The organism is Salinibacterium sp. NYA9b (genome assembly GCF_976973725.1).
Window position 1 is genome coordinate 647,865 of record NZ_OZ333476.1, and the last position, 22,639, is coordinate 670,503.

Here is a 22,639-nt window from a genome sequence, read left to right on the forward strand (position 1 = left end):
GTCTTGGGGCTGATCAGGAGCTTTCGTCCTGCGGTCTTGGGGCGAATTCGCACCGCCGCCGCTAGATTGGCTCAATGGCGAGTGCACACCGATCCCCAACCGAGGCAGAGCTGCGGCTTTTGCGTGCTTTGGTCGAACGAGCCCCGCGGTTCTCGGGTTCGCCTGCCGTCCTCACAGAATTGACCGTTGCAGCAATGAACGATGGCGGTATGGGCAGCTTGGCGATCGGCCCTCCTTCGCTCGAACGACGTTTCGAGGATCAAGTAGCGGAGGTAACTTTCTTTGATGTTGACGGCATGTGGGTTTCCGCCACGCTGAACGTGGATCAGTTCGGTGAGCTATTTGGGCTCGACGTGTTCAAAGGTGATTTTTCGCCCCTGCGAGAAATCCCCCAAACGTTTCGGTGAGAGGTCAACCGGGACACTTAGCGTCACAAGGTTCGAAGGTGTCGAGCGAGCGTTCAGATTAACGGAAACAACGCTGGCGTAGCTCTAGAAGTTGATCGACTTTGGTCGCTCGGGGGTATCGCTTTTCCCGTCGGCAAGTATCGCGGTCACCATCGATACCGCTCGGGGGTCGAGGGTGTCACCCGGGTAGAACTCCTCGTACAACTCGTCAGCGTCGTCGAGGGAGCTGATCTCGCACAAGCTCAGAAGTAGTCGGATGTCGCGGGTGTCACGACCGGGGCGGTTGGCTCGCAGTTTCATCGCCAAGAGTGCCTCTTTGGATGCGACCTGAATGACGATGTCGTCGCGATCATAGATCGTGTCCCATTCAACAGCGCGGCCGAGGGTCGGCAGAGCATCCGCTTTGGTGACTTCAAAATTGAGCCAGGTGGGATCCCAATCGTGGCGTTGCGCAACGCGGGCGGCGGCTGAGGCGACCGCAGCATCACTCCCCGGGCGAACGTGCAGTGAATCGAGATCTTGGGTGGTTCCGCGGTCGAAATAGCGCAACGAGAGGGCCGCTCCGCCAACCAACCGGATTCCTGCCACTTCGCCCTCCGCGCGTAGCTCCGCAATGAGTTCACGCAACCCGGTGATGATGTCATCCCTGTCGAGAGTGGTTGCCACGACTACACGCTCTCGAACGTGTCACGCCACGCAAGAACGCCACGTTTAGCGAACTCGGCGGGGACATCTGCGAGTGGAGCAATAGGGTCTGCGGGATCTACGTCAAGCGTTCGGTGTTTGCTGAGGAACCGGTTGGGGAGATCAACCCACTGCGGCAGAGGTATTCCCTCGTCGGAGAGACGCCACGCTACAAGCGCCGCTAGTGCGGCATCCCACACCGGGTCTCGAGTCGACTCGGGCTCGGCAAGCCCGAGGACTCCGCGAATCAGTCCGTGCTCGGCCACAAGGTTGTCGTTGAGCTGCAGCAAGGCCCGAAGGGCTCTGTCTTTGTCACCGGCTGCGAGCTGGTGACGGATATTGGTGGCGGCGGTTGCTGCGTCGTCCCGGCGAGTGGGGGCCGAATACAACCGGTGCCCCGCTCCGGCTAACAGGCGATCGACGGTGTCGTAGCTTGCATCGCGACCTCGTTCCGAGCGTGAAACGCTGCCCTGATCGATCGAGGAACGAGAAGCAAGCTGCTCCTGGGTGAGCCGTCCACTTTTTCGGGCAGCACGGATTAATGTGGATGCATTTGCCATAGTGATCACCGCCCTTCTTGCTTCCCAATATAGCTTGGAAAACATATTTTGGTAAGGTCAGGTAATTTCGGATGCTCCCGCTCGCTGGGCTGTCCACGATCACTGCCGAGATCGCTCGTCACTAGACTCGAGCGCAGGAGGCGACATGAGCAAGCGCGGGCGGAAATCTCCGCCTAAGGTGCGGATGATGGCTATGGCACTCATCGACGAGCGTGGCCTTCGCTGGGAGTTCGATACCTCGATGGGCTATAGCAACGGCCGCGCGCTCTCCGAATTTGTGGAGCGACCTAGCGTGAAGCGGGTGCTTCTCCAGCGCGATCGAGACGTGAGCGACATCACCGCGAACTCGACGAAGCGCCGAGAGCTGCTGAATCCCGAAGATGGCAAGCGCATCAACTCTTCTGACGAGTACGGCGCCGGAATCTGTCGACGCGGGCCGGACGAGATCGCAGTGATCTCGCTCATTCGCTGATGGCGCTGCATCGATTTAGGGCACCATGCGCGCGAATAGTGGGCAGATTTCTCAGCGGGGATGTTCCCCAAGAATCGGATGGTCATGGAACTGCTAACGTCAGATCCAGGGGCGCCGATCCCGGCAACCAATGCCCAAGGGTTTCTTTTTCTCGGTATGTTGTTGCTGTTCGTTGCCACACACGCTTGGACCCAGCGAGAAACTTACGCGCGCAAGAGTCGCGAGCGTTTCGAGAAAATGGGTTGGACGTGGTTTGCGCGTCTCGTACCCAGTGACCGCAGAAATCGTCGGATATTGGTCGGCTTCGCAGTGGCTTGGGGAGCGTTGGGGATACTGTCGCTCATAGCGGGCGTGGTGTTCGCGTTCTTGGGCATGTAGCAAGGGGCCACCGTGATGAGCTAAGCAGGACGTCGTTATTCGACCTGCGAAAGCCCTACCTCCACCGCAACCCCTGGCGGTGTCTCCACGAGCAACCCCGTCCCCGCGAACGCAGCTCCGAGGTCGGCACGGGTTTCGGTGAAGTGTTCCCACCCTTCGGTGTGGAGGCCGACCACGTGGTCGACGCCCAAGATGCGGGCGGCTTCTGCGGCATCCGCTGATGTCAACGTGAGAGGACCGTTGACCGCGGTGATGCGGGCAGCGCCCGCGAAGAGCACCGCGATGCTGATGTCGGGAAATCGGTCGGCGATTTGCTGCACGAGCGGCAGGGAGGCGTTGTCGCCGCTGACGTAGATGGTGGGTTCGCCCTCGGCCTGCAGTACGAAACCGGTGACCGGGCCGAGCCGGGCCTCAGAACCGGGAGGGCCATGCAGGGCCGGCACTGCGGTGACGGTCACGGCGCCGACTTCGCGAGATTCCCACGAGTCGAGGCCGACAACACCGCCGCCGAAGAGGTCAGAGCCCGCCTTCATGGTGCTGATCGTCAGCACGCCGGTGGCGAGGAGTTCGAGCCCTTCGTAGTCGAGGTTGTCTTGGTGTTCGTGATGCGATAGCAACACCAGATCGACAGCGCCAACATCCGCTCGGCTCAGCGCCGGACCCGCTGTCTTGGTGAGCGGCACACCGCCCTCGTCGGGGTAAAGCTGCGGGGCATCGAATGTGGGATCAGTCACGATGCGCAATCCCGCATATTCGAGCAACGCGGTGGGGCCGCCAATGTAGGTCACGGTCAACTTCGACATACTCTGAGACTATGCCCAATCGTCTGGAAACTGCTGCGAGCCCGTACCTGAGATCACACGCCACCAATCCGGTGGACTGGTGGGAGTGGTCTGCCGAAGCTTTTGCCGAAGCGGAACGCCGCGATGTGCCCGTGCTCGTCTCCATCGGCTACTCCACGTGCCACTGGTGTCATGTGATGGCGCGCGAATCATTCAGCGACCCCATACTGGCCGCCTACCTCAACGAGAACTTTGTAGCGATCAAAGTCGACCGCGAAGAGCACGCCGAAGTGGACTCCACCTATCTGGCGGCGGCATCCGCCTTCACGCCGAACCTGGGCTGGCCGCTCAACGTGTTCGTCACCCCTGCGGGGCGAGCCTTCTTTGCCGGCACCTACTGGCCGCCGACCGCTGTGGGGCAGCATCCGGCATTTCGGCAAGTGCTCGAATCGGTGATGGATGCGTGGGCTGCGCGGCGTGAGCAAGTGGAGACGAGCGGTGCTGCGATTGCCCAGGCGCTCGCTCAGAGCCGCGGTGTGGAGAGCGAACTCGTCACCGACTTTGCCGACGTTATTGACGCGCTCGCGGCCGCCGAAGATCTTGACCATGGCGGATTCGGCGACGCCCCCAAATTTCCGGTCACGCCGGTGCTGCGGTTCCTTCTCGATCGCGGTGCCCGCTCCGCCGAACACTCGCCCGAGGCAGCCGGTCTCGCCGACCGCACGCTGGCGGCGATGGCGGCATCCGCCCTGCGCGACCCGGTTGATGGCGGCTTCTTCCGCTACTCCACCCAGGCCGACTGGAGCGATCCGCACTACGAACGCATGCTCTACGACAACGCCCAACTGCTTGCCGCCTACGCGCTCGCCGACTCGGCTGAGATCGCCACGGGCGTCGCCGAGTTCTTGCGCGACCGATTGTTGCTGCCCTCTGGAGCATTCGCATCGGGCCTCGACTCCGAGAGCACTGTCGACGGCAAACGCGTCGAAGGTTTCTACTATTCGCTGGATGCCGCGAGCCGCGCCCGCGTCGAAGCCCCGCCCCGCGACGACAAGATCCTCACCGGCTGGAACGGTCTCGTCATCGAAGCTCTCGCCCTCGCCGGCGCTCGTCACGGCAACACCGAGTGGATCGCGCTGGCTCGCGGTGCCGCTGACTTCTTGCTGGCTGAGCATGTGGGCGGTGTTGGCGGTGCGGGGCAGCGCCTCGTGCGCACCTCCATCGATGGCATCCTTTCCGACGCCGCCGCAACCCTTGAAGACAGCGGAATGCTCGCCCAAGGTCTGCTCGAGCTCTCGATCGCTACCGGCGAGGTTCGGTACGCGCTCGCGGCCCGTGACCTCGTCGACGGAGCGCTCGCAGCCGGAGCCGCGGGCTCGGGAAGCTCGCCCTTCGGCCTCCCCGGCGGCAGCGATTCCGTGCTCGCCGCGCAGGGTCTCTCGACCGAAGCCGACATCAGCGACGGAGCCCACCCCAGCGGCCTCAGCGCCATGGCCGCCGCCGCTCACACCCTTTTCGCTCTCACCGGCGACGCCCAATATCGGGATGCCGCCGAGGCTTCTATGAAGCTGGTCGGCCAACTCGCAGCCCAGCAACCGATCTCGTTCGGAACCGCCCTCACCCTCATGTCGGAGCTCGGTGCACCCTTGCGCCAACTCGTCGTCGTGACGGCGGAGGAGACAGGCGCGGCGGACTCCGGTGATCCTGCCAGCGAGGCTGGCGGCACCTCCGACGGAAGCGCCGCAACGAGCGGCGAGCTCACGAGTCTGGCGCGCAGGCTGCACCGCGCTGGGGGCATTGGTGTCGCGGTCTCGCAGGCTCAGGCGGACGCGTTTGCGGCATCCGGTTTCGAGCTGTTTGCCGCGCGCACCGCTACCGGCGGCGCACCGACGGCGTATCTGTGCGAAGAGTTTGTGTGTCGCCTGCCACTCACGGATGCACCTGCGCTGCGAGCATTGCTGGGAGCGAGCTAACGGTCGACAACGTCACGCGGGCGAGCTACAGAATCCCGAGCGCCTGCCGCACGTGCACGTACTGCGTGAGGAAGGCGCGTTCATCGAGGCGTTTGCGGCGCATCCACGACGTCACTTCGCTGTTGCTTTTGCTGGCGTTGCAGGAGCCGCAGGCGGGCACGACGTTGCCCACGGTGTAGCTGCCGCCGCGGGAGATCGGTTGAACGCAATCTTTTTGAAGCGCAGCATCGGCAGCGGTGCAATACGCGCAGCCGCCCCACTCGCGCTTGAGCGATTCCCACTGCTCGGCGGTGAGATCGTTGTCGGCAGCGTCGACACGACGTTTGCGGCGTCGTGCAGCGCGCGCCCGTCGAGTGTGCGCTACAGCCATAGAGCTAAGTTAGTGCACCGCTGGCCACCGCCTAGGCTGACGTCGCCGTGGCATGCGACCGCCGCGAGCCCCCACCCGGATTCTCTAGAGTTCCCGGAGTCATCAGTAGCAGTGCAACGCCACCCACCACGGCGGAGGCGACGAGCAGCACGATGAGGGGCGCCGTCCAGTTGCCCGAGATGGCGTGAACGACACCGACCGACAGCGGTCCGAGGGCTCCGAGCACGTAGCCGACTCCCTGCACGAAACCGCTGAGCGCGATTGAGCCTTCATAGGTGAGGGTGCGTAGGTTGACCAGCAGCAGGCTCAGCGGAAAGATCAGCGTGCCGATTCCGAGGATGGAAACCCACAGCCAGGTCATGACCGACGGTGCCAGGATGAGCCCGAGATACCCGACAACGAAGGCGGCAACGCCCGGGTAGACGAGGAGCAGTGGCTCGCGCATCCGGTTCGCAATAAAGGGCACGAGGATCGCGGCAGGGATGCCGATGGTCGCGAACAGCGAGAGAAGTTGCCCGGCTTCGGTTTCGGTGGCGCCCGCGGTCGATACCAGCATGGGGGGCAGCCACGCGAACATCGCGTAGCCGTTGAAGCTGGAGATGGCGAAGATGAGCGAAACGCCCCACGCGATCCGTGATTTCCAGAGGCCACCGATGCGGGGCGTCGGGATTGTGGAGGCGGCATTGGCGGTGTCTCGACTGCGACGCCCGACAACGAGTGCGATCCACGGGATGATCGCCAGCATGCCAATGAGTGCCCAGGAGCCGAGCGACTCACGCCACCCTGTCGCCTGCGCGAGAGGCACCGCCAGCAACGGTGGCACGAGCGCGCCAACGGAGATAAGCGTCACATACAGCGACGTGACGAGCCCGATGCGTCGCGGAAAGTACTTCTTGACCAGCGGAGGCAAAAGAACGTTCGCGACGCCCATGCCGAGGAACGCGAAGATGCCACCCAGGAGGAGGCCCGCGAAGGAGAAGCTCGTCGCACGCACGAGCTGACCGCCCACAATTGCCACGAGAGCGCCAAGCAGAATCCACTCCGCGTGCAGGCGACGACTGACCAAATGCATCGTGAGGCCGGCGACAGCGAAACATGCCGGCGCGAGCATACCGAGGATGCCGAGAGCAACGCTGTCGAGCGAAATGTCCCGCTGCACGGCGACGATAATCGGCGACAACGATGCGACCGCCGGGCGAAGGTTCAGGGCGACGAGCAGGATGCCGGCCAGGGCGAGGGGGCCGCCCCAGCGTCGATTCACAGTGGCCAAGCCGGGGCGGCGTCGGACGGGCGGGTCTGCTCGTACCAGTGGCTGGCGCGCATGACTTCGAGGTCGTCATAGCGGCGCCCGGCGATCTGTAGTCCGATCGGGCGACCGTCGGCGGTGAAACCACAGTTCAGTGTCGATGCTGGCTGTTCCGAGAAATTGTAGGGAGCCGTGTAGGCAATGTGGTGCAGCGAGGTTGCGGCATCATTGCTGGGCATCGGCCACTCGGCAGGGAACGCCGCGACGGGCGATGCTGCAGACAGCACCAGATCGTAGGGCGCGGTGGAGCGCACCGTGCTGTCACGCATCGACTGAATCGTTTGGTAATGACGCAGCGATTCAACGCCGGTAACTCCCTGCCCGGCGAGAACCCAGTCTTGGATGAACGGCAGCACCATCGCTTGACGCTCCGGGCTCAGCGCCTCGAAGTCTCCGAGCGAACGCACCCGCAAGAACATGTCGAGGTCATCGAGATACTCCTCGGTCATGGGCGGGGCTATCTCTGTGATCTCGGCACCGGCGGCAGCAAAGTGGCTGACGGCATCCTGAATCGCAGCGGCGACCTCAGGGTCGGTCGGCAAGCCAGCGCCACCCTCCAAGTGGAAGGCGACCTTCTTGCCGCGCATCGCAGCCTCAAGGTCGGGATAGTGGATGTCGCTCCAGTCGAGATCTTGCTGGCCGAGGCTCGTGTAGTCACGAATATCGGGTCGCGTCATCACGCTCATCATGAGGGCCGCGTCATCGACCGTGCGGGTGAGGGGGCCAGCGACGCGACCCATGTAAGGCGGATCGACGGCGACGCGTCCCGAGCTGGGCTTGAGCGTGACAAGCCCGAGCCACGTTGCCGGAAGGCGCAGTGATCCGCCGATGTCAGAACCGGAATGCAGCGGGCCAACGCCCGCCGCCGCTGCAGCACCGGCTCCACCACTGGAACCACCAACAGTCCACGCAGGGTTCCAGGGGCTGCGGGTGATGCCGTGCAGCGACGAGACACCCGAGGAGAGCATCCCGTAATCAGGCATCACAGTGATGCCGAAAATGACGCCACCCGATTCTTTGAGGCGGGCCGCGAGAGGGCCGTCGGCGGTGGCCGGAGGCGCGTCGAACTTCGCTGCCGTGCCCGAGGGCTGGCTGAAGCCGGCCAGCGCTACGTTCTCTTTGATCGTGGCCGGAACGCCGTCGATGGCGCCCAGCGGTTCGCCAGCAGCCCAGCGCTTCTCGCTCGCCTCAGCCGCAGCGGTAGCCCCCGCGGCATCAATGGCATAAAAACAGTTCAGCTCAGCCTGCTTGGCTTCCGCTCGCTCGAGCACAGCGCGGGTGACCTCGACGGGGGAGATCGCTCGGCTCGCGAAGAGAGAAACAAGTTCAGTAGCGGTCAGCGTTGCCAGCGATGCGGTGCTGCCGGTGGGGGTGGCGGTCATGCGAGGACGCTCCAGTCGAGGTCAGTGGGGAGAGGGAAACGTTCCAGAGTCACTACCGGGGTCGTCACGGTGCGAGCGCAATCAATGGCATCCAGGATCGCGAGACGCATGGCTTCGGCCGCTGCGGTTTGCAGAGCGAAGAGCGACGCTACGCGGCCGCTGCGGTCATCGCCGGCCAGTTCCTTTTTAGACGTAGCGAGCACAAAAATGGTGTCGCCATCGGTGAGCGTGTGCACGGGGTTCAACACCCGAGCGAACCCATCGTGGGCGGTCGTCGCCGTGCGCGACGCTTCCGCCGGATCGAGAATCGCATTCGTCGCGACTACAGCGATGGTCGTGTTGAGTCCCTGCGGCGGCGATGCCGAACGCACCGGCTCGAGGCCAGCCGCCGCGGCTGCAGCTTTACCGCCTGCGGTAGTGGACGCAGCCGTCTGAGGAAGCCACGGCATCCCGACCGCATTGACGACCACGATTGCCCCGACGACGATGTCTCCGTTGTCTCCGGGGAGAGTGACCGAGGCTGTGCCGACGCCGCCCTTGTAGAGTCCGCCGAGCGCGCCACCGGTGCCAGCACCGACGTTGCCGCGCTCAACGGGGCTGAAGGGTGGGCTGGCGGCAGCGGCTGCTGCGGCGTCGTAGCCCATTTGCTCGGTAGGGCGATTGCCAAATTCTCCACCGCGCCCGAGATCAAAAATTGCGGCAGCGGGAACAATCGGCACCACCTCGTGGGGGAGAGTTCCGACGAGGATTCCGCGCTCATCCTCGGCACACCAGCGCTGAGCGCCCTGGGCCGTAGCGAGCCCAAAAGCACTCCCGCCCGTGAGTACAACTGCATCGACCGTGGGCACCAGCGTGCGTGGGTCGAGGGCATCGGTCTCGTGAGTGCCGGGGCCACCGCCTCGCACATCAACGCCGCCGATGGTGTCGGAGTCAGGCAACACCACGGTCACGCCGCTGAGCCAACCATCGCCCTGCTTGTTGACCTGACCAACACGGATGCCGTCGACATCAGTAATGGATCCAACGTCGCGGCGGCCGGCGCCGGCTGCGCCGCTCACGAGCGGGCCCGTCCGGCGAGCTCGGAGATCGACGGTGTCGCACTCACGAGCTTCTGGGTGTACGGGTGAAGGGGATTGTCGTAGACGTCGTCTGTCGGTCCGCATTCGACGATGCGACCATCCGACAGCACCGCAACGGTGTCGCACGCGTGCCGGATAACCCCGAGGTCGTGCGAGACGAACAACAGCGTGAGCGCGTACTCGTCGACAAGGTCTGAGAGCAGGTTGAGCACCTGTGCGCGTACCGAAACATCTAGAGCGCTCACTGCCTCATCGGCCACCAACACGCGAGGACGCGTGATGAGGGCCCGCGCGATCGAAATGCGCTGGCGCTGACCACCGGAGAACTGGTGCGGATGACGGTGCATGACATCCGCGTCAAGGCCAACAGATTCCAGCTGGGCAATCACTCGCTCGCGGGACTCATCGCGGCTGACCCCGCGCAGTGGCTCAGCCACGATCTGCTCGACCTTCATGCGCGGATCGAGTGACCCCATGGGGTCTTGGAACACGATCTGCACTTGGCTGCGGAAGTCGCGCAACTCGCGCTCCTTCGCGCCCGCAAGCTCTTGCCCGGAGACCGTGATGCTGCCGCCGGTGGGCTCATCGAGGGCACACATCAAGCGCATCAGCGTCGACTTTCCCGACCCTGATTCGCCGACGATGCCGAAGCGCTGGCCCTTGGCCACATCGAAATCAAGCCCGCGCAGACCGTGCACGACGGGCGGCTTGCCGAAGAGCTTGCCACCACCGCGGCGCTTGTACTGGCGCGTGAGGTCGCGCACCCGAATCAGCGGCTCGCCCTCGATTTCGTTGAAGATGATCCGCTCATCCGGGTCGGTGCGGCGCTGGTGAGGAATGACGAAATCGAGCGTGCTTGCCGACGCCGGAGTGGCGATGGTCGGCTCCACCGGGGCGGTCGGAGCAGCAGGCTCCTCGAGCGCAGCGGCGAGCTCGGCAGCGGTGGGAAGCGTGATCGCACTGGTCGCAATCGTGTGCAGGCGACCCCGCTCATCCACGACAGAAAGGTTCGACGCGGCGATGAGTGCTTTCGTATACGGATGCTGCGGGTTGGTGATGACCTGCTCGACCGTTCCGTCTTCCACAATGTCGCCCTTGTACATGACGAGTACGCGCTCGCAGACTTCGGCGACCACTCCGATGTCGTGGGTGATGAAGAGGAGCGAGGTGCCGCGTTCGGTGACGAGCCCCTCGATCAGGCGCAGCACTTCTGCCTGCACCGTGACATCCAGAGCGGTGGTTGGTTCGTCGCACAGCAGCAGCTGGGGGTCGTTGGCCATGGCCATGGCGAGCATGACGCGCTGGCGTTGACCGCCCGAGAGCTGGTGGGGGAACGCGAGCGCGGCTTCGGCGGGGTTCGGTAGCTTCACTTGCGCCAGCAGCTCAACGGCGCGGGCGGCGGCCGATTGGCCGGCCGGAACCGTGCCGTGCTGCGTCATGATTTCGGCGACTTGCGCGCCAGCTTTCATGAGCGGGTTCAGCGCGGTCATGGGCTCTTGGAAGACCATGGCCATGGTGTTGCCGCGCAACTGGCTCAACGTGGATTCGGAGGCGTGCACGAGATCTCCGTGGCCACCGGCAAGGTGAATCTCGCCATTGGCGGCGAGTGTCTCGGGCAGTAATCCCATAACGGATGTTGCGGTCAGGGATTTGCCGGAACCGGATTCTCCGATGAGTCCGACGCGCTCTCCGGGGGCGATGTCGAAGCTGATGCCGTGCAGTAGCTCGGCGAAGGCGGAGTTGACGGTGAGGTTGCGAACGCTGAGCGTCGGTTCGATGGGGGAGTCTGTCGTGGTCATCGTTTTACCTGCATTCTGGGGTCGAGCCGGTCGCGTAATCCGTCACCGAGGAGGTTGAAGCCGAGCACCGCAATCGCGATCGCGATTCCGGGCCAGACGACCAAGAGCGGTTGAACGTAGAGGTAGCCCTGGGCGTCTTGCAGCATGCGGCCCCAGGACGGTGTCGGCGGGGTGGTGCCGAGGCCGAGGTAGGAGAGGGCTGCTTCGGCGAGCACGGCGATGCCGAAGGAGACGGATGCTTGCACGATAAGAATTCCGGAGATGTTGGGCAGCACGTGCTTGACGCCCACAAACCAGCCGTTTTTTCCGGAGGCTTTGGACGCCTGCACATACTCACGGCTCATCACCTGTTGAGTGCCACTGCGGGCGATTGAGGCGAAGGATGGCGCTGAACCGATGCCGAGCGCGACCATCGCGGTGGTGGTGTTTGCTCCGAAGACGGCACCGAAGATGATGGCGAGCAGCAGGGCGGGGAAGGCGAGCAGGATGTCGTTGCCCCGCATCATGAACTGGTCGAGTCGTCCTGGGTTCATGCCAGCGACGATTCCGAAAGGAACTCCGAGTACAGCCGCAATGCCGACGGCGACGATTCCGACGATCAGTGAAATTTGGGCGCCACGAAGGATCGAGCTGAGTACGTCGCGACCGAAGTTGTCGGTGCCGAGGAGGTGCTCGGCACCGGGTGGAAGCAGAAGTTCTCCGGGAAAGACACCTTCGGGGTCGAACGGAGTCCAGAACGCGGAGAGCACGGCGGCGAAGACGATGAGCCCGATCAGGATGATGCCGACGACGAGGTTGCCGTTGCGGCGTTTGCCCGAAGGAATGGCGTTTTTGCGCAGGCGCGGGGCTGCGGGAGCGGGAGTGGTTGTCGTCATGATGCGCTCCGGAGTCGGGGGTCAACGATGGTGTAGGCGATGTCGATGAGAAGGTTGAGCAGCAGTACGAGGGCCACGAGAACCATCACAATTCCTTGGATGCTTGGCAGGTCGCGCAGGGCCACCTTGTCGAGCAGGAGGCTGCCGAGGCCGGGGATCGCGAAGACGCGTTCGATGACGACGGCGCCAATCAGCAGCGATGCAATTTGAAGGCCGAGCACGGTCATCACAGGAATGGCGGCGTTACGAAGGCCGTGTCGCATGAGCGCACGGTTGGGGGTGAGGCCCTTGGCGCGGGCGGTGCGAAGGAAGTCCTCGCGCATCACCTCGAGTACCGATGAGCGAACGTAGCGGCTGAGCACTGCGCCCTGCACCGAGCCAAGCGCGATGGCCGGAAGGATGAGGTGCTCGAGAAAGCCAATGAAGTCTTCTCCCGGGTCGTCCCAGCCTCCAGCCGGCAGCCATTTGAGCTTGACGGCGAAGAGCGCCACAAGAAGGATTCCGAAGAGAAAGCCGGGGATCGAGATTCCGATCTGGCTGATGCCGGAGATGATCACGCCGTCGGCTTTGTTCTGGCGAACGGCCGAGAGGATGCCCATGGGGATGGCGAAGAGCAGCGCGAGGATCACGCTGGAGATCACGAGCACTCCGGTGATGGCAAGAGCGTCGCCGATCTGGGGCCCAATTTCTTGACCCGACACCGTTGAGGTGCCGAAGTCGCCGATGAGGAGGTGTCCGAACCAGTCGAAGAACTGAGCGTAGAGGGGGCGGTCGAGGCCCATGAGTTGCTCTTGGGCGGCGACTTGAGCTTCGGTGGCGTCGATGCCGAGGGCGACGCGCGCCGCGTTGCCGGGGAGGATCGACAGCATCAGGAAGGTGATGATGGATGCCGCCACCAGAGTCGCAGCAAAGATGCCGATTCGGCGGGCGATGGTCAACAACATGATTGGGCCTTTTCGCAGTGATGGATCTGGGGCCTGGCGGGCGGAGCCGGAGCGTCAGGGATGGTGACGTACTGGCCCCACCCGTCAGGGGAGTGGTGCTGGTGAGGCTAGTTCTAGCGTGCGATTGTTGTCAGGTCGAATGACAACGTCGGCGCGTTCAGCGGAACCCCGGTGAGGTCAGCGTCTGCCGCCGTCACGTTCGGGTTCAGGAAGAGCCAGTCGGCCGCGGCTTCTTCGGCCATGGTCGCGGTGGCTTCCTTCATCAACTCGACGAAGGTTTCTTCGTCGCTCGCGTCAGCTTCAGCGAACAGTGCCATTACTTCGGGGTTGTCGTATCCCGCGTAGTAGGTTGGCGCCGCAAATGCGCTGACATCGCGTGGTTCGGTGTGAGCGATGATCGAGATGTCGTAATCGTGGTTGGTGAAGACCTCGTCGAGCCAGACTGCGGGGAACTCCAGTGTGGTGACGTCGGCGGTGATGCCGACCTGCGCGAGCTGATCCTTGACGACCTGTCCGGCATCCACCGCGTAGGGCAGGTTCGGGAGCTTCATCGAAACGGTGAGGTCACTGACGCCTGCTTCGGCCAAAAGTGCTTCTGCCTTGGCGGGGTCGTAGGGGTAGAGGTCAACGAGTGAGTCATCGAACCAGGGGTCAGTCGGCGGAACCATCGAGCCGATGATCGAACCGTAGCCGCTGTTCACGGTGTCGAGCACGGCCTGGCGGTCGACGGCGTACATGACGGCTTGACGAACGCGAACGTCGCTGAAGGCGTCGCTCTGGTTGTTCAAGGTCATCGTGGTCTCGCCGGTTGATGTTCCCTCGTAGACGGCAAAGTCGTCATCCGATTCGAACTGACCGATGAGCTGGTACGCGGTGAGCGCGGAGATGAGGTCGATATCTCCACCGAGCAGGGCGTTGGTCTGTGCTGTGGCGTCGGCGTAGTAGTTGAACGTGACGTCGCTCATGAAGGGTGCTTCACCCCAGTAGTCGTCACGCTCGGTCAGCTCGAGGCTGGTGCCTGAGGTGAATTCGCTCACGTCGTAGGGGCCGGTGCCGACCGGGTCGGTGGCGAGGTCATCGATGCCGTCCGGGCTGAACATGGTTCCGACCGGGCCGGCCATGTTGAAGAGCCAGCTGTTGCTCGGAGTGCTGAGCGTGATCGTGACCTCGGTGTCGGAGACAACATCGACGGATGCGATGGGGTCGAGGTAGCCAGGGCCGTTGGCGGTCCAGTTGTCGGCGACGCGTTCGAGGCTGAACTTGACGCTCTCGGCGGTGAAGGGCGAACCGTTGGAGAAGGTCACGCCTTCGTGGAGCAGGAACGTGTAGACGAGTCCATCGTCGCTGACCGAGTAGGACTCAGCGAGCAGCGGCTGGATGTCGCCGGCGTTGTCGATTTTGACGAGGCCTTCGTAGACGTTGTAAAGCAGTGCCTGCGGGATCGCGGCACCGCCGGTGGTCGAGTAGTCGAGGCTTGCCGGGGAAGCAAGCAGGCCGACAACAAGCTCGGTGCTTGCGGCAGCATCGCTGGAATCGTCGGCGGCTGAACATCCGACGAGTGCGAGGGAAGCAACCATTGCGGTTGCGGTGATGGCGAGGGATTTCCGCCGGGTAAAGGACCTCATGTCTTGACAATCTCCTTGGTTTGTTTCCGATTTATTGCGGGAAAGGGAGTGGTGCGAAACGGGGTTGAAATGTGATGGATAACGGCCCGAAACAACTGGTCTGACCAGTACACTTGGGACGTGTCCGATAGTGTTGCACGCTCCACGAGGGTCGTCAACACGGGGCGCGAAATGATCAAAAATCGGCAACAATGATGTGCAAAAGGAAAGTAGATGACTGACAAAACTGAGTTCGTCGCCGTCAAGCCTGTGCGCGCGTATGAAGCGATCGTGGAACAGATCGAGCAAGCGATCGCCACGCGTCAACTCAACCCCGGAGATCGTCTGCCGAGCGAACGAGACCTGATGGGCACCTTCGCTGTGAGCCGCGCGACCGTGCGCGAAGCCCTTCGTGTGCTCGAAAGCGGTGGGCTGGTGCGCTCACGCCCCGGCGATCCTCGCGGGCCAGAGATCCTCCAAGCATCACCGGCAACGCTGCATAAAGCGATGAACCGCTTGGTGCGCAGCGGCACAATCCAGCTCACTGAGCTGGTTGAATTCCGCGTCATGCTCGAAGGGGCATCCTGCACCCTGGCTGCCGAACATCGCACACCGGAGCAGCTCGAAGTAATGCGCACCGCGGTGGAAGCCATGGAGTCGAGCATCGCCGGCGGCTCAGCGGCGTTTAGCCAAGCAGATGTCGAATTCCACGCCACGGTGTGGGAGGCAAGCCACAACCAACTCATGCAGATTTGCGGTGATGCCGCCCGCGGCGCGCTCGTTGATCTGGTGAACGACCGCATCAACAGTGCGCCAGACTCCGGCGCGCAAATGAAGCTGTCGCTCGCCCATGACTACGAAATCTTCAACGCCATCGAAGCCCAGGATGGCGCTCGGGCTGGGCAGCTCGCCCGCACCTTCGTTATTGAGTACTACGGCGACATGATCGAGCACGGCGATCGCAACGGCCTTGCCCTGCTGGGAGTGCCGAGCGAGTAACGCCCCGTGAGGCTAGCGCCCCGCGCGACGCGACGAGATAACCCCGGTGTCGAAACCCATGAGGTTGAGGCCACCGTTGAAGCGTGCGTGCTCGACCTTAAGGCAACGGTCCATGACGATGGTGAGCCCCTGCGATTCGGCGTAAACGGCGGCCTCTTCATTCCAGATTCCGAGCTGAACCCACACGGCCGGATTCTGGCCATGCAGTGCGCCGATGGCGAGTACGTCCTCGACCACGGCGGGGATGTCGCTGGCCTTGCGAAACACGTCGACGATGTCGGGCACTTCGGGCAGCGACGCGAGATCGGGATAGGCCTTGTGGCCCAAAATCGTGTCGGCGTTGGGGTTCACGAAGTACACGCGGTAGTCGGTGGACTGCAGCAGATACGTGCCCACGAAATAGCTCGACCGTGAGGGATTCGGGGAGGCCCCGACAATGGCGATTGACTTCGCCGCGCGCAGGATCGCGGCACGCTTTTTGGCATCCGGCCCCACCCAGGTTCGCTGCGACTTGAGCAGTTTGGCGAGCGGGGAACTGGCGGGCAGATCGCACGTGAGCCCATTGCTGAGCTGGGTGGTCTGCACTTCTTCTGTCGACATCCTTAGCCCTTCACTGCGATGGTCAGCGCCTGATCGAGGTCGGCGATGATGTCTTCTGGATCTTCGATTCCCACGCTAATGCGCACAACGCCCGGCAGTACACCGCCGTCGATGAGTTGCTGCTCGGTGAGCTGCGCGTGTGTCGTCGACGCGGGATGAATTACGAGCGTCTTCGCATCACCAATGTTGGCAAGGTGGCTGGCCAGCTCAACGCTCTCAATGAACTTCTGACCGACGGCCCGACTGTTCTGCGTTCCCGTGCCGCGAACCTCGAACGAGAACACCGAACCGGCACCCTGGGGCAGATATTTCTGCGCACGCTCGAAATGCGGATGCCCCGGCAGGCCTGCCCAGTACACGGTTTCGATGCGCGGGTCGGCTTCGAGCCACTCGGCAACGATGCGGGCGTTGTCGACGTGGGCTTGCATCCGGAAAGGCAGAGTCTCCACACCGGTCGCGAGCAACCAGGCCGAGTGCGGCGCAAGGGCGGGCCCGATGTCGCGCAACTGCTCAGCGCGCAATCGAGTGAGGAAGGCGTATTCGCCAAAGTTGCCGCTCCAGTTGAGGCCGCCATAGCTGGGAACAGGCTCATCGAAGAGGGGGAAGTGCTCGTTGGCCCAATCGAAACGACCACTCTCGACGACGACACCGCCGAGAGTGGTGCCGGCACCGCCGAGAAACTTGGTCGCCGAGTGAGTGACGATATCGGCGCCCCACTCGATCGGGCGGCTCAAATACGGGGTCGCGACCGTCGAGTCGATAACGAGCGGAATGTTGTGGGCGTGCGCGACCTCAGCGAGTCCCTCAATGTCCGCGATCTCGCCGGAGGGATTCGCGATGGTCTCCGCAAAGATCAGCTTCGTCTTCGGGGTGATCGCCGCCGCATAGTCGGCAGGGTCGGAGGAGCGCACAAACGTGGTCTCGACCCCGAAACGGCGCAGCGTGACATCCAACTGCGTAATCGAGCCGCCATAGAGGTTGGCACTCGAAACAATGTGATCGCCTGCACCCGCGAGCGCCGCGAACGTGATGAATTGCGCGCTCAGTCCGCTGCCGGTGGCCACAGCGCCGAGGCCGCCTTCAAGCGAAGCGACGCGTTCCTCAAAGCTGGCGACCGTCGGGTTGGCCAGCCGGGAATAGATGTTGCCGTACTTCTGCAGAGCGAAACGGGCTGCGGCATCCGCGGTGTCATCAAAGACGTAGGCGCTGGTCTGATAGATCGGCAGAGCGCGAGCGCCCGTCGCCGCATCAGGGATGTTGCCCGCGTGAATTGCACGCGTGCGGAAACCATAGTCGCGATCAGCCATGGCTTCAGGCTACAGAGAACGGATGCCGCCAGCGGTCTTTCGACGTAACAGAACGCCACGAAAGTGGTCGGTCTAGATCCACGTCGGCAGCCACCAGCGCAGCCGGAGCAGGTCGTAGTCGATGGTTTGGCCGGTCCAGAGCGGCCAGAAGAACACGCTGACCGCGATGGCGACGACGACAAAGACGGCGACGACGCCGAGCCCGCTCGTGCGTCGATAGCGATCGTCGTCGGATCTGCCGATGATCACCCCGAGTGCGGCCACGAGCGCCAGGATCAGGTACGGCTCGAACACGATTGTGTAGAACTGGAACACGGTGCGGTTCAGGTAGAGCAACCACGGCAGGTAGCCGGCGGCGATGCCCATCAGAATGAAGCCGGTCTGCCACTGGCGGTAGCGCACCAGCCGGTACACGAGATACAGCATGGCCGCGGTCGCAGCCCACCAGATGATGGGGTTGGCGATTCCAGAGATGGAGGCGCCGCAGGCATCCGCGAGACAGCCGTCGTCGCCGCGGGACAAGTTTTCGTAGAACATGCTCGTGGGGCGGATGAGCAGCAGCCAGGTCAGCGGGTTTGCTTGATACGGATGTGGTCGGCTTTCGCCCACGTGGTAGCTGTAGACGCTCGACTGAAAGTGCCACAGGCTTTGCAGGTCGAGCGGCACCCAGCTGAAGAAACCTGTCCACGCGTTGCCGTCGTTTTCGGCCCAGTTGCGGTCGTAGCTGTTGTCGCTGAGGAACCAGGCGGTCCACGTGCTGAGGTACACGAGCAGCGCAATCGGCACGGTCAGCAGGAAGCTGACGGGGGCTTGCTTGAAGAGAGTGCCGGAGCCCCAGAAGCTGATGCCGGCGCTGCGGCGCGCCAGAGCATCCACTACCAGGCTGTAGACGGCGAAGGCGGCCAAAAAATAGAGACCATTCCATTTGACGGCGGCAGCAAGCCCGAAGGCGACGGCGGCGAGAATGAGCCAGGGCCGCCACCACAACGCAGGACCCCATTCGGTGCTCGCGCCGCGGAGCCCACGGCGACTGATCCATAGCGCCAGCCGGGTGGCCGAATGCTCGCGATCCAGCAGCATCGCACCGACCCCGAGCAGGGCGAAGATCATCACGAAGTTGTCGAGCAGCGCGACCCGACTCATGACAATCGCGTTGCCATCGATCGCCATCAAGAGCCCGGCGAGAGTCGCCAACAGCGTGGAGCCAAACAGTTTCTTGGCGATCAGCATGAGCACCACGACCGCGAGAATGCCGACAATGGCGGTCGCGATGCGCCAGCCAAAGGGATCTTCGCCTCCGCCCGGCAGCATGCCCAACCCGATCAGCCACTTGCCGAGCGGCGGATGCACCACAAACGACGGGTCATTCAGAAAGATGTTGACCTTGCCGCTGTTGAACAGGGCATCGGCTTCGGCTGGCCACTGTGCCTCGTAGCCGAGATTCACGAGCGTCCACGAATCTTTCACATAAAAGGTCTCGTCAAACACCAGCGATGACGGATGCCCGAGGCCAACCAGTCGCGTGAATGCTGCAATCAGCACCACAATCGCCGGCCCAGCCCAGCCGAGCCAGCGGCGGGTCAGCGGACTTCTCGCCGCCCACCAGTGATCGAGCGCCGAGCCCTCGTCGGCGGCATAGTGGCGGCCCGGGGGTGCTGAAGAATCCGAAGCCTCTGAGCCGTCCGAAATCTCAGACGCACGTGCCGGCAACTCGTTCGACAGGATGTCGTCGAAGTCGCGCGGGTTCGTCTGGCTCACCCCGCAATGGTACTGAGGGAAACCATGCGCTGCAGACCGGAGCCCAGTGTTCTGGGGGAGTCGACGCTAGCTCGCGGGAAAGATTTCGTCCCAGCGCCCGCTCGGGGTTCCGAAGGACTGCCAGATCCAGGTCACTGCGGTCTCGGCCGATGGGCGCGGTTCCATCGCGAGCCACGCTTCGATGATGCCGAAGGTTGCGCCGGTGATGCTGGCACTTTCGATGTCGAGGGCGATGCCTTCCAGCTGGTCGCTGCCGTGGTTGATGATTCCTTCGCGCACGATCTGTTTGAGCCGGGTGCGCATGCGCGAGGCGACGAGGGCTGAACCTCGTGGACCTAAAACGCTCGAGTAGACCGCCGCGTTGGCATCGATGTGGCCGAGATAGTTGCTGAGCGCGGGCGGGGCTGTGGCGCTTTCGGGGTCGAGGTCGGCCAGTTGAACGCCGGCCTCATCCGCCGCGGCTTCGATGGCGAAGGCCAACAGGGTCTCTTTGTCGGCGTAGTGCTGGTAGAAGCTGCTGCGGTTGACGCCGGCGCGTTCGGCGATGTCGCTGACGGTTACTTCGTCGAAGGCGCGTTCTTGGGTGAGGGCGAAGAGTGCCTGTTGCAGGCTCTGTCTTGTTCGTTCTACGCGCACATCCATTCTTTGATTCTGGCAGACAATCTCACCGCGAATGTGAGTTTTCCGACAGTTGTTGGAAAACTCGTTGAAGACGAATACGATGGCCATGGCCCGATGAAGTGCCCCGTACTGTTTTCTACGAGAGGTCCTCTTCAGCATGGCTGAACTTCTGTATCGCCTTGGCCGACTCTCGGCCCGCCGCGCTTGGCTCTTTATCGTGAGCTGGATCGCTGTTCTTGGTCTCGCCGTTGGTGGCTTCGCCCTCTTCGGCGGCACGCTGTCGTCGACGATGTCGATTCCCGGCACCGAAACAGAGCGTGTGGCCTCCGAACTCACCGACCGCCTCGGCGACATTGGCGGCATCTCCGCCACCGTTGTGTTCGGTTCAGAAGACGGCGAAGCGTTCTCTGCTTCGCAGCAGTCTGAGATTACGGATGCTCTCGCCGAGCTCACCTCACAGAACGATGTCAGCGCGGTCATCGACCCCTTCGAGACTGACGCCCAACGCGACGAGCAAGCGCAACAAATCGTCGACGGTCGCGAGCAGATCGACGCAGGCAAGCAGCAGATCATTGACGGCCAGGCCCAATTGGATGCAGGCGCTCAAGAACTTGAGGCTGGTCAGACCCAACTGGATGCCGCGATCGAGCAGGCCAAAGCGGCAGGCTTCTACGAGGCATCCGTCGCCCAGTTCGATGCCCAACAGGCTCAGATTGATGCCGGACTAGCCGAGCTCACCGCCCAGCAGGCCACGATCGACGAGAACGCGACGCTGCTCGACGAGCAGGAGCAGCAGCTTGGCTACGGCGAGCGCCTCATGGATGCCGCCGCCGCAATCACCTTTGTCTCCGACGATGGCGCTACGGCGCTCGGCCTCCTCACGTTCGACAGCGAACTGCTCGACCTCTCGGGGGAGACGAAGAGCGCGATCGCTGCTGAGCTGGATGCCATCCAGATCGATGGAGTGACCGTCGACTATTCGTCGTCGATTGCGACCTCGACCGATGGCCTTCTCGGCATCGGCGAGTTGATCGGTGTGCTGCTTGCAGGTCTCGTCCTGCTCGTGCTGTTCCGCTCGTTCTTGCCTGCGGTGCTGCCGATCGTGTCATCGCTCATTGGTGTTGGCGTGGGTGTTGCGGGTTCGCTCGCTCTGTCGGGCGTCGTAGAAATGACCTCGGTGACGCCGATTCTTGGTGTGATGCTTGGCCTTGCTGTCGGTATCGACTACACACTCTTCATCGTGCAGCGTCACCGTCGTCAGTTGGCGGCGGGCATGGAGCTCCACGAGTCGATCGGTCTCGCCAATGGCACGTCTGGCAATGCGGTGTTGTTCGCCGGGTCGACGGTGTTGGTGGCGTTGCTCGCCCTCAATGTCAGCGGCATCCCGTTCCTCGGTGTGATGGGAACGGTCGGCGCCGTCTGCGTGCTCGTCTCGGTTCTTATTGCGGTCAGCCTCACCCCGGCACTGTTGTCGTTGCTCGGCACTCGCGTTCTGTCGCGTCGTGCCCGCCAGGAAATCGGGCATGAGGTGCACAAGCAGGTTGCCGCGCGACCGATGCGCACGAGCCGCGCGATTGCGATCCTCGTGGTTGCCATTCTTGGACTGCTCGTGGTTGCCATCCCCGCGCTCTCGATGCGTCTCGGCTTGCCGGATGGTTCGTCTGAGCCGGCCGATTCGACCCAGTACCGTGCCTACACGACGGTCGCTGAAGAATTCGGTGCCGGTCAGAACGGTGCGCTCTTAGTCACGGCCACCCTGCCCGAAGGTGTGGAGGAGGATGCCGTTGTCGAGACGCAAGCCGACCTCGCCGACATGCTGCTGGCCTTCGATGACGTCGTCGCGGTTGCCCCCGTTGGTGTCTCGGATGAGTCAGATTACTTCGCGTTCCAGGTCATCCCTGTTGACGGTCCGTCGAGTGAGTCGACCGGCCAACTCGTGCACGACCTGCGCGACAGTTCGCCGCTCGATGGTGGAATCGAACTCGGTGTTGCGGGTTCGGCCAGCGGAAACATCGACATCTCCGAGAAGCTCGCGGGAGTGCTGCCGCTCTACCTCGCCGTGGTCGTGGGGCTCTCGCTGCTCATCCTGATTCTGGTCTTCCGTTCGCTACTCGTGCCGGTTATTGCGACTCTCGGCTACGTGTTGTCGCTGCTGGCCGCGTTCGGCGCGATGGTCGCCGTGTACCAGTGGGGCTGGTTGGGTGCCGTCTTCGGCGTCACCGATCCGGGGCCGCTGTTGAACTTCGCCCCGATCATCATCATGGGCGTGCTGTTTGGCCTCGCCATGGACTACCAGTTGTTCCTAGTTTCGGGCATGCGCGAAGCGTACGTTCACGGTGTCCCGGCTAGGGCCGCGGTCATGAGCGGATTGCGCAGCGGGCGAGCGGTTGTCACGGCCGCCGCGATCATCATGATCGCCGTCTTCGGAGGCTTCGTCTTCTCGCACCTCGCGATGGTGCGCCCGCTCGGCTTCGGTCTTGCCGTCGGCGTGCTGTTCGATGCCTTCGTCGTGCGGATGTTGCTCATCCCGTCGCTCATGCACTTGCTTGGGGCCTCCGCGTGGTGGCTGCCGAAGTGGCTCGACCGCATCCTGCCCAGTGTGGATGTCGAGGGCGCCGCTCTCGAGCGCAGTCACCCCATGCACGTTGTTGCTCCGGATGACGCGAGCAGCAGTTCAGAGCCTGCACCCGCTGAGCGCTAACCGCTAACACTCGCTCCCGCTGCCCGGGGAGGCTTCCG

The 22,639-nt window shown here is 63.3% G+C and carries 20 protein-coding genes; 5 read left to right on the forward strand and 15 right to left on the reverse strand.

Going from position 1 to position 22,639, the window contains the following annotated elements; translation table 11 throughout:
- The first annotated feature begins 74 nt into the window (after positions 1 to 74).
- On the forward strand, positions 75 to 407 hold the full coding sequence (locus ACWFSR_RS03085; RefSeq protein ID WP_447523047.1) for a DUF6984 family protein: 333 nt from the start codon (positions 75 to 77) through the stop codon (positions 405 to 407).
- Positions 408 to 491: 84 nt separating this feature from the next.
- Here the strand turns inward: ACWFSR_RS03085 and ACWFSR_RS03090 are convergent, their stop codons facing one another.
- Complete coding sequence (locus ACWFSR_RS03090; protein WP_447523048.1) at positions 492 to 1,073, reverse strand: hypothetical protein; 582 nt, start codon at positions 1,071 to 1,073, stop codon at positions 492 to 494.
- A gap of 2 nt (positions 1,074 to 1,075) precedes the next feature.
- Complete coding sequence (locus ACWFSR_RS03095; RefSeq protein WP_447523049.1) at positions 1,076 to 1,651, reverse strand: helix-turn-helix domain-containing protein; 576 nt, start codon at positions 1,649 to 1,651, stop codon at positions 1,076 to 1,078.
- Positions 1,652 to 1,796: 145 nt separating this feature from the next.
- On the opposite strand from ACWFSR_RS03095, the gene ACWFSR_RS03100 reads away from it, so the two are divergent.
- Positions 1,797 to 2,123: a hypothetical protein gene (locus ACWFSR_RS03100; RefSeq protein WP_447523050.1), complete on the forward strand. Its 327-nt coding sequence runs from the start codon at positions 1,797 to 1,799 to the stop codon at positions 2,121 to 2,123.
- Between the two features lie 413 nt (positions 2,124 to 2,536).
- Here ACWFSR_RS03100 and ACWFSR_RS03105 read toward each other — a convergent pair whose 3' ends face one another.
- Positions 2,537 to 3,304, reverse strand: coding sequence for an MBL fold metallo-hydrolase (locus ACWFSR_RS03105; protein WP_447523051.1), 768 nt, complete (start codon positions 3,302 to 3,304; stop codon positions 2,537 to 2,539).
- Positions 3,305 to 3,315: 11 nt separating this feature from the next.
- Here ACWFSR_RS03105 and ACWFSR_RS03110 point away from each other — a divergent pair, with 11 nt between their 5' ends.
- On the forward strand, positions 3,316 to 5,256 hold the full coding sequence (locus tag ACWFSR_RS03110) for a thioredoxin domain-containing protein (protein WP_447523052.1): 1,941 nt from the start codon (positions 3,316 to 3,318) through the stop codon (positions 5,254 to 5,256).
- A gap of 25 nt (positions 5,257 to 5,281) precedes the next feature.
- On the opposite strand, the gene ACWFSR_RS03115 is transcribed toward ACWFSR_RS03110, so the two are convergent.
- The 8 genes from ACWFSR_RS03115 to ACWFSR_RS03150 form a co-directional block, all read right to left on the reverse strand.
- Positions 5,282 to 5,626 (reverse strand): HNH endonuclease, encoded by a 345-nt coding sequence (locus ACWFSR_RS03115; protein ID WP_197107610.1) that lies wholly within the window; start codon positions 5,624 to 5,626, stop codon positions 5,282 to 5,284.
- 31 nt (positions 5,627 to 5,657) lie between these two features.
- Positions 5,658 to 6,887 carry an MFS transporter gene (locus ACWFSR_RS03120; protein WP_197107600.1) on the reverse strand — a complete coding sequence of 410 codons (1,230 nt, stop codon included), beginning with the start codon at positions 6,885 to 6,887 and terminating at the stop codon, positions 5,658 to 5,660.
- Positions 6,884 to 8,314, reverse strand: coding sequence for an amidase (locus tag ACWFSR_RS03125; protein WP_447523053.1), 1,431 nt, complete (start codon positions 8,312 to 8,314; stop codon positions 6,884 to 6,886). The genes ACWFSR_RS03120 and ACWFSR_RS03125 overlap by 4 nt, the downstream gene beginning before the upstream one ends.
- Positions 8,311 to 9,372 (reverse strand): P1 family peptidase, encoded by a 1,062-nt coding sequence (locus ACWFSR_RS03130; RefSeq protein WP_447523054.1) that lies wholly within the window; start codon positions 9,370 to 9,372, stop codon positions 8,311 to 8,313. The genes ACWFSR_RS03125 and ACWFSR_RS03130 overlap by 4 nt, the downstream gene beginning before the upstream one ends.
- Entirely contained in the window at positions 9,369 to 11,192 is a 1,824-nt protein-coding gene (locus ACWFSR_RS03135) for a dipeptide ABC transporter ATP-binding protein (RefSeq protein WP_447523055.1), read from the reverse strand. The genes ACWFSR_RS03130 and ACWFSR_RS03135 overlap by 4 nt, the downstream gene beginning before the upstream one ends.
- Entirely contained in the window at positions 11,189 to 12,067 is an 879-nt protein-coding gene (locus ACWFSR_RS03140) for an ABC transporter permease (RefSeq protein WP_197107593.1), read from the reverse strand. Before ACWFSR_RS03140 ends, ACWFSR_RS03135 begins: the two co-directional genes overlap by 4 nt.
- Positions 12,064 to 13,011, reverse strand: a complete 948-nt coding sequence (locus ACWFSR_RS03145; RefSeq protein ID WP_197107591.1) for an ABC transporter permease — start codon at positions 13,009 to 13,011, stop codon at positions 12,064 to 12,066. Before ACWFSR_RS03145 ends, ACWFSR_RS03140 begins: the two co-directional genes overlap by 4 nt.
- A gap of 113 nt (positions 13,012 to 13,124) precedes the next feature.
- Positions 13,125 to 14,636 (reverse strand): ABC transporter substrate-binding protein, encoded by a 1,512-nt coding sequence (locus tag ACWFSR_RS03150; protein ID WP_197107589.1) that lies wholly within the window; start codon positions 14,634 to 14,636, stop codon positions 13,125 to 13,127.
- 213 nt (positions 14,637 to 14,849) lie between these two features.
- Between ACWFSR_RS03150 and ACWFSR_RS03155 the strand changes: the two genes are divergently transcribed.
- Positions 14,850 to 15,614 carry a FadR/GntR family transcriptional regulator gene (locus ACWFSR_RS03155; RefSeq protein WP_197107587.1) on the forward strand — a complete coding sequence of 255 codons (765 nt, stop codon included), beginning with the start codon at positions 14,850 to 14,852 and terminating at the stop codon, positions 15,612 to 15,614.
- Positions 15,615 to 15,626: 12 nt separating this feature from the next.
- Here ACWFSR_RS03155 and ACWFSR_RS03160 read toward each other — a convergent pair whose 3' ends face one another.
- From ACWFSR_RS03160 to ACWFSR_RS03175, 4 genes are all read right to left on the reverse strand, one after another.
- A complete protein-coding gene (locus tag ACWFSR_RS03160) occupies positions 15,627 to 16,214 on the reverse strand; it encodes a CoA-binding protein (RefSeq protein ID WP_447523056.1) in 588 nt (195 codons plus the stop codon).
- 2 nt (positions 16,215 to 16,216) lie between these two features.
- A complete protein-coding gene (locus ACWFSR_RS03165; protein ID WP_197110335.1) occupies positions 16,217 to 17,521 on the reverse strand; it encodes an O-acetylhomoserine aminocarboxypropyltransferase/cysteine synthase family protein in 1,305 nt (434 codons plus the stop codon).
- A gap of 72 nt (positions 17,522 to 17,593) precedes the next feature.
- Positions 17,594 to 19,279 carry a dolichyl-phosphate-mannose--protein mannosyltransferase gene (locus tag ACWFSR_RS03170; protein ID WP_447523057.1) on the reverse strand — a complete coding sequence of 562 codons (1,686 nt, stop codon included), beginning with the start codon at positions 19,277 to 19,279 and terminating at the stop codon, positions 17,594 to 17,596.
- A gap of 66 nt (positions 19,280 to 19,345) precedes the next feature.
- Positions 19,346 to 19,921 carry a TetR/AcrR family transcriptional regulator gene (locus ACWFSR_RS03175; protein ID WP_231600030.1) on the reverse strand — a complete coding sequence of 192 codons (576 nt, stop codon included), beginning with the start codon at positions 19,919 to 19,921 and terminating at the stop codon, positions 19,346 to 19,348.
- 136 nt (positions 19,922 to 20,057) lie between these two features.
- Between ACWFSR_RS03175 and ACWFSR_RS03180 the strand changes: the two genes are divergently transcribed.
- On the forward strand, positions 20,058 to 22,601 hold the full coding sequence (locus tag ACWFSR_RS03180) for an MMPL family transporter (RefSeq protein WP_197107563.1): 2,544 nt from the start codon (positions 20,058 to 20,060) through the stop codon (positions 22,599 to 22,601).
- Positions 22,602 to 22,639: the final 38 nt, after the last annotated feature.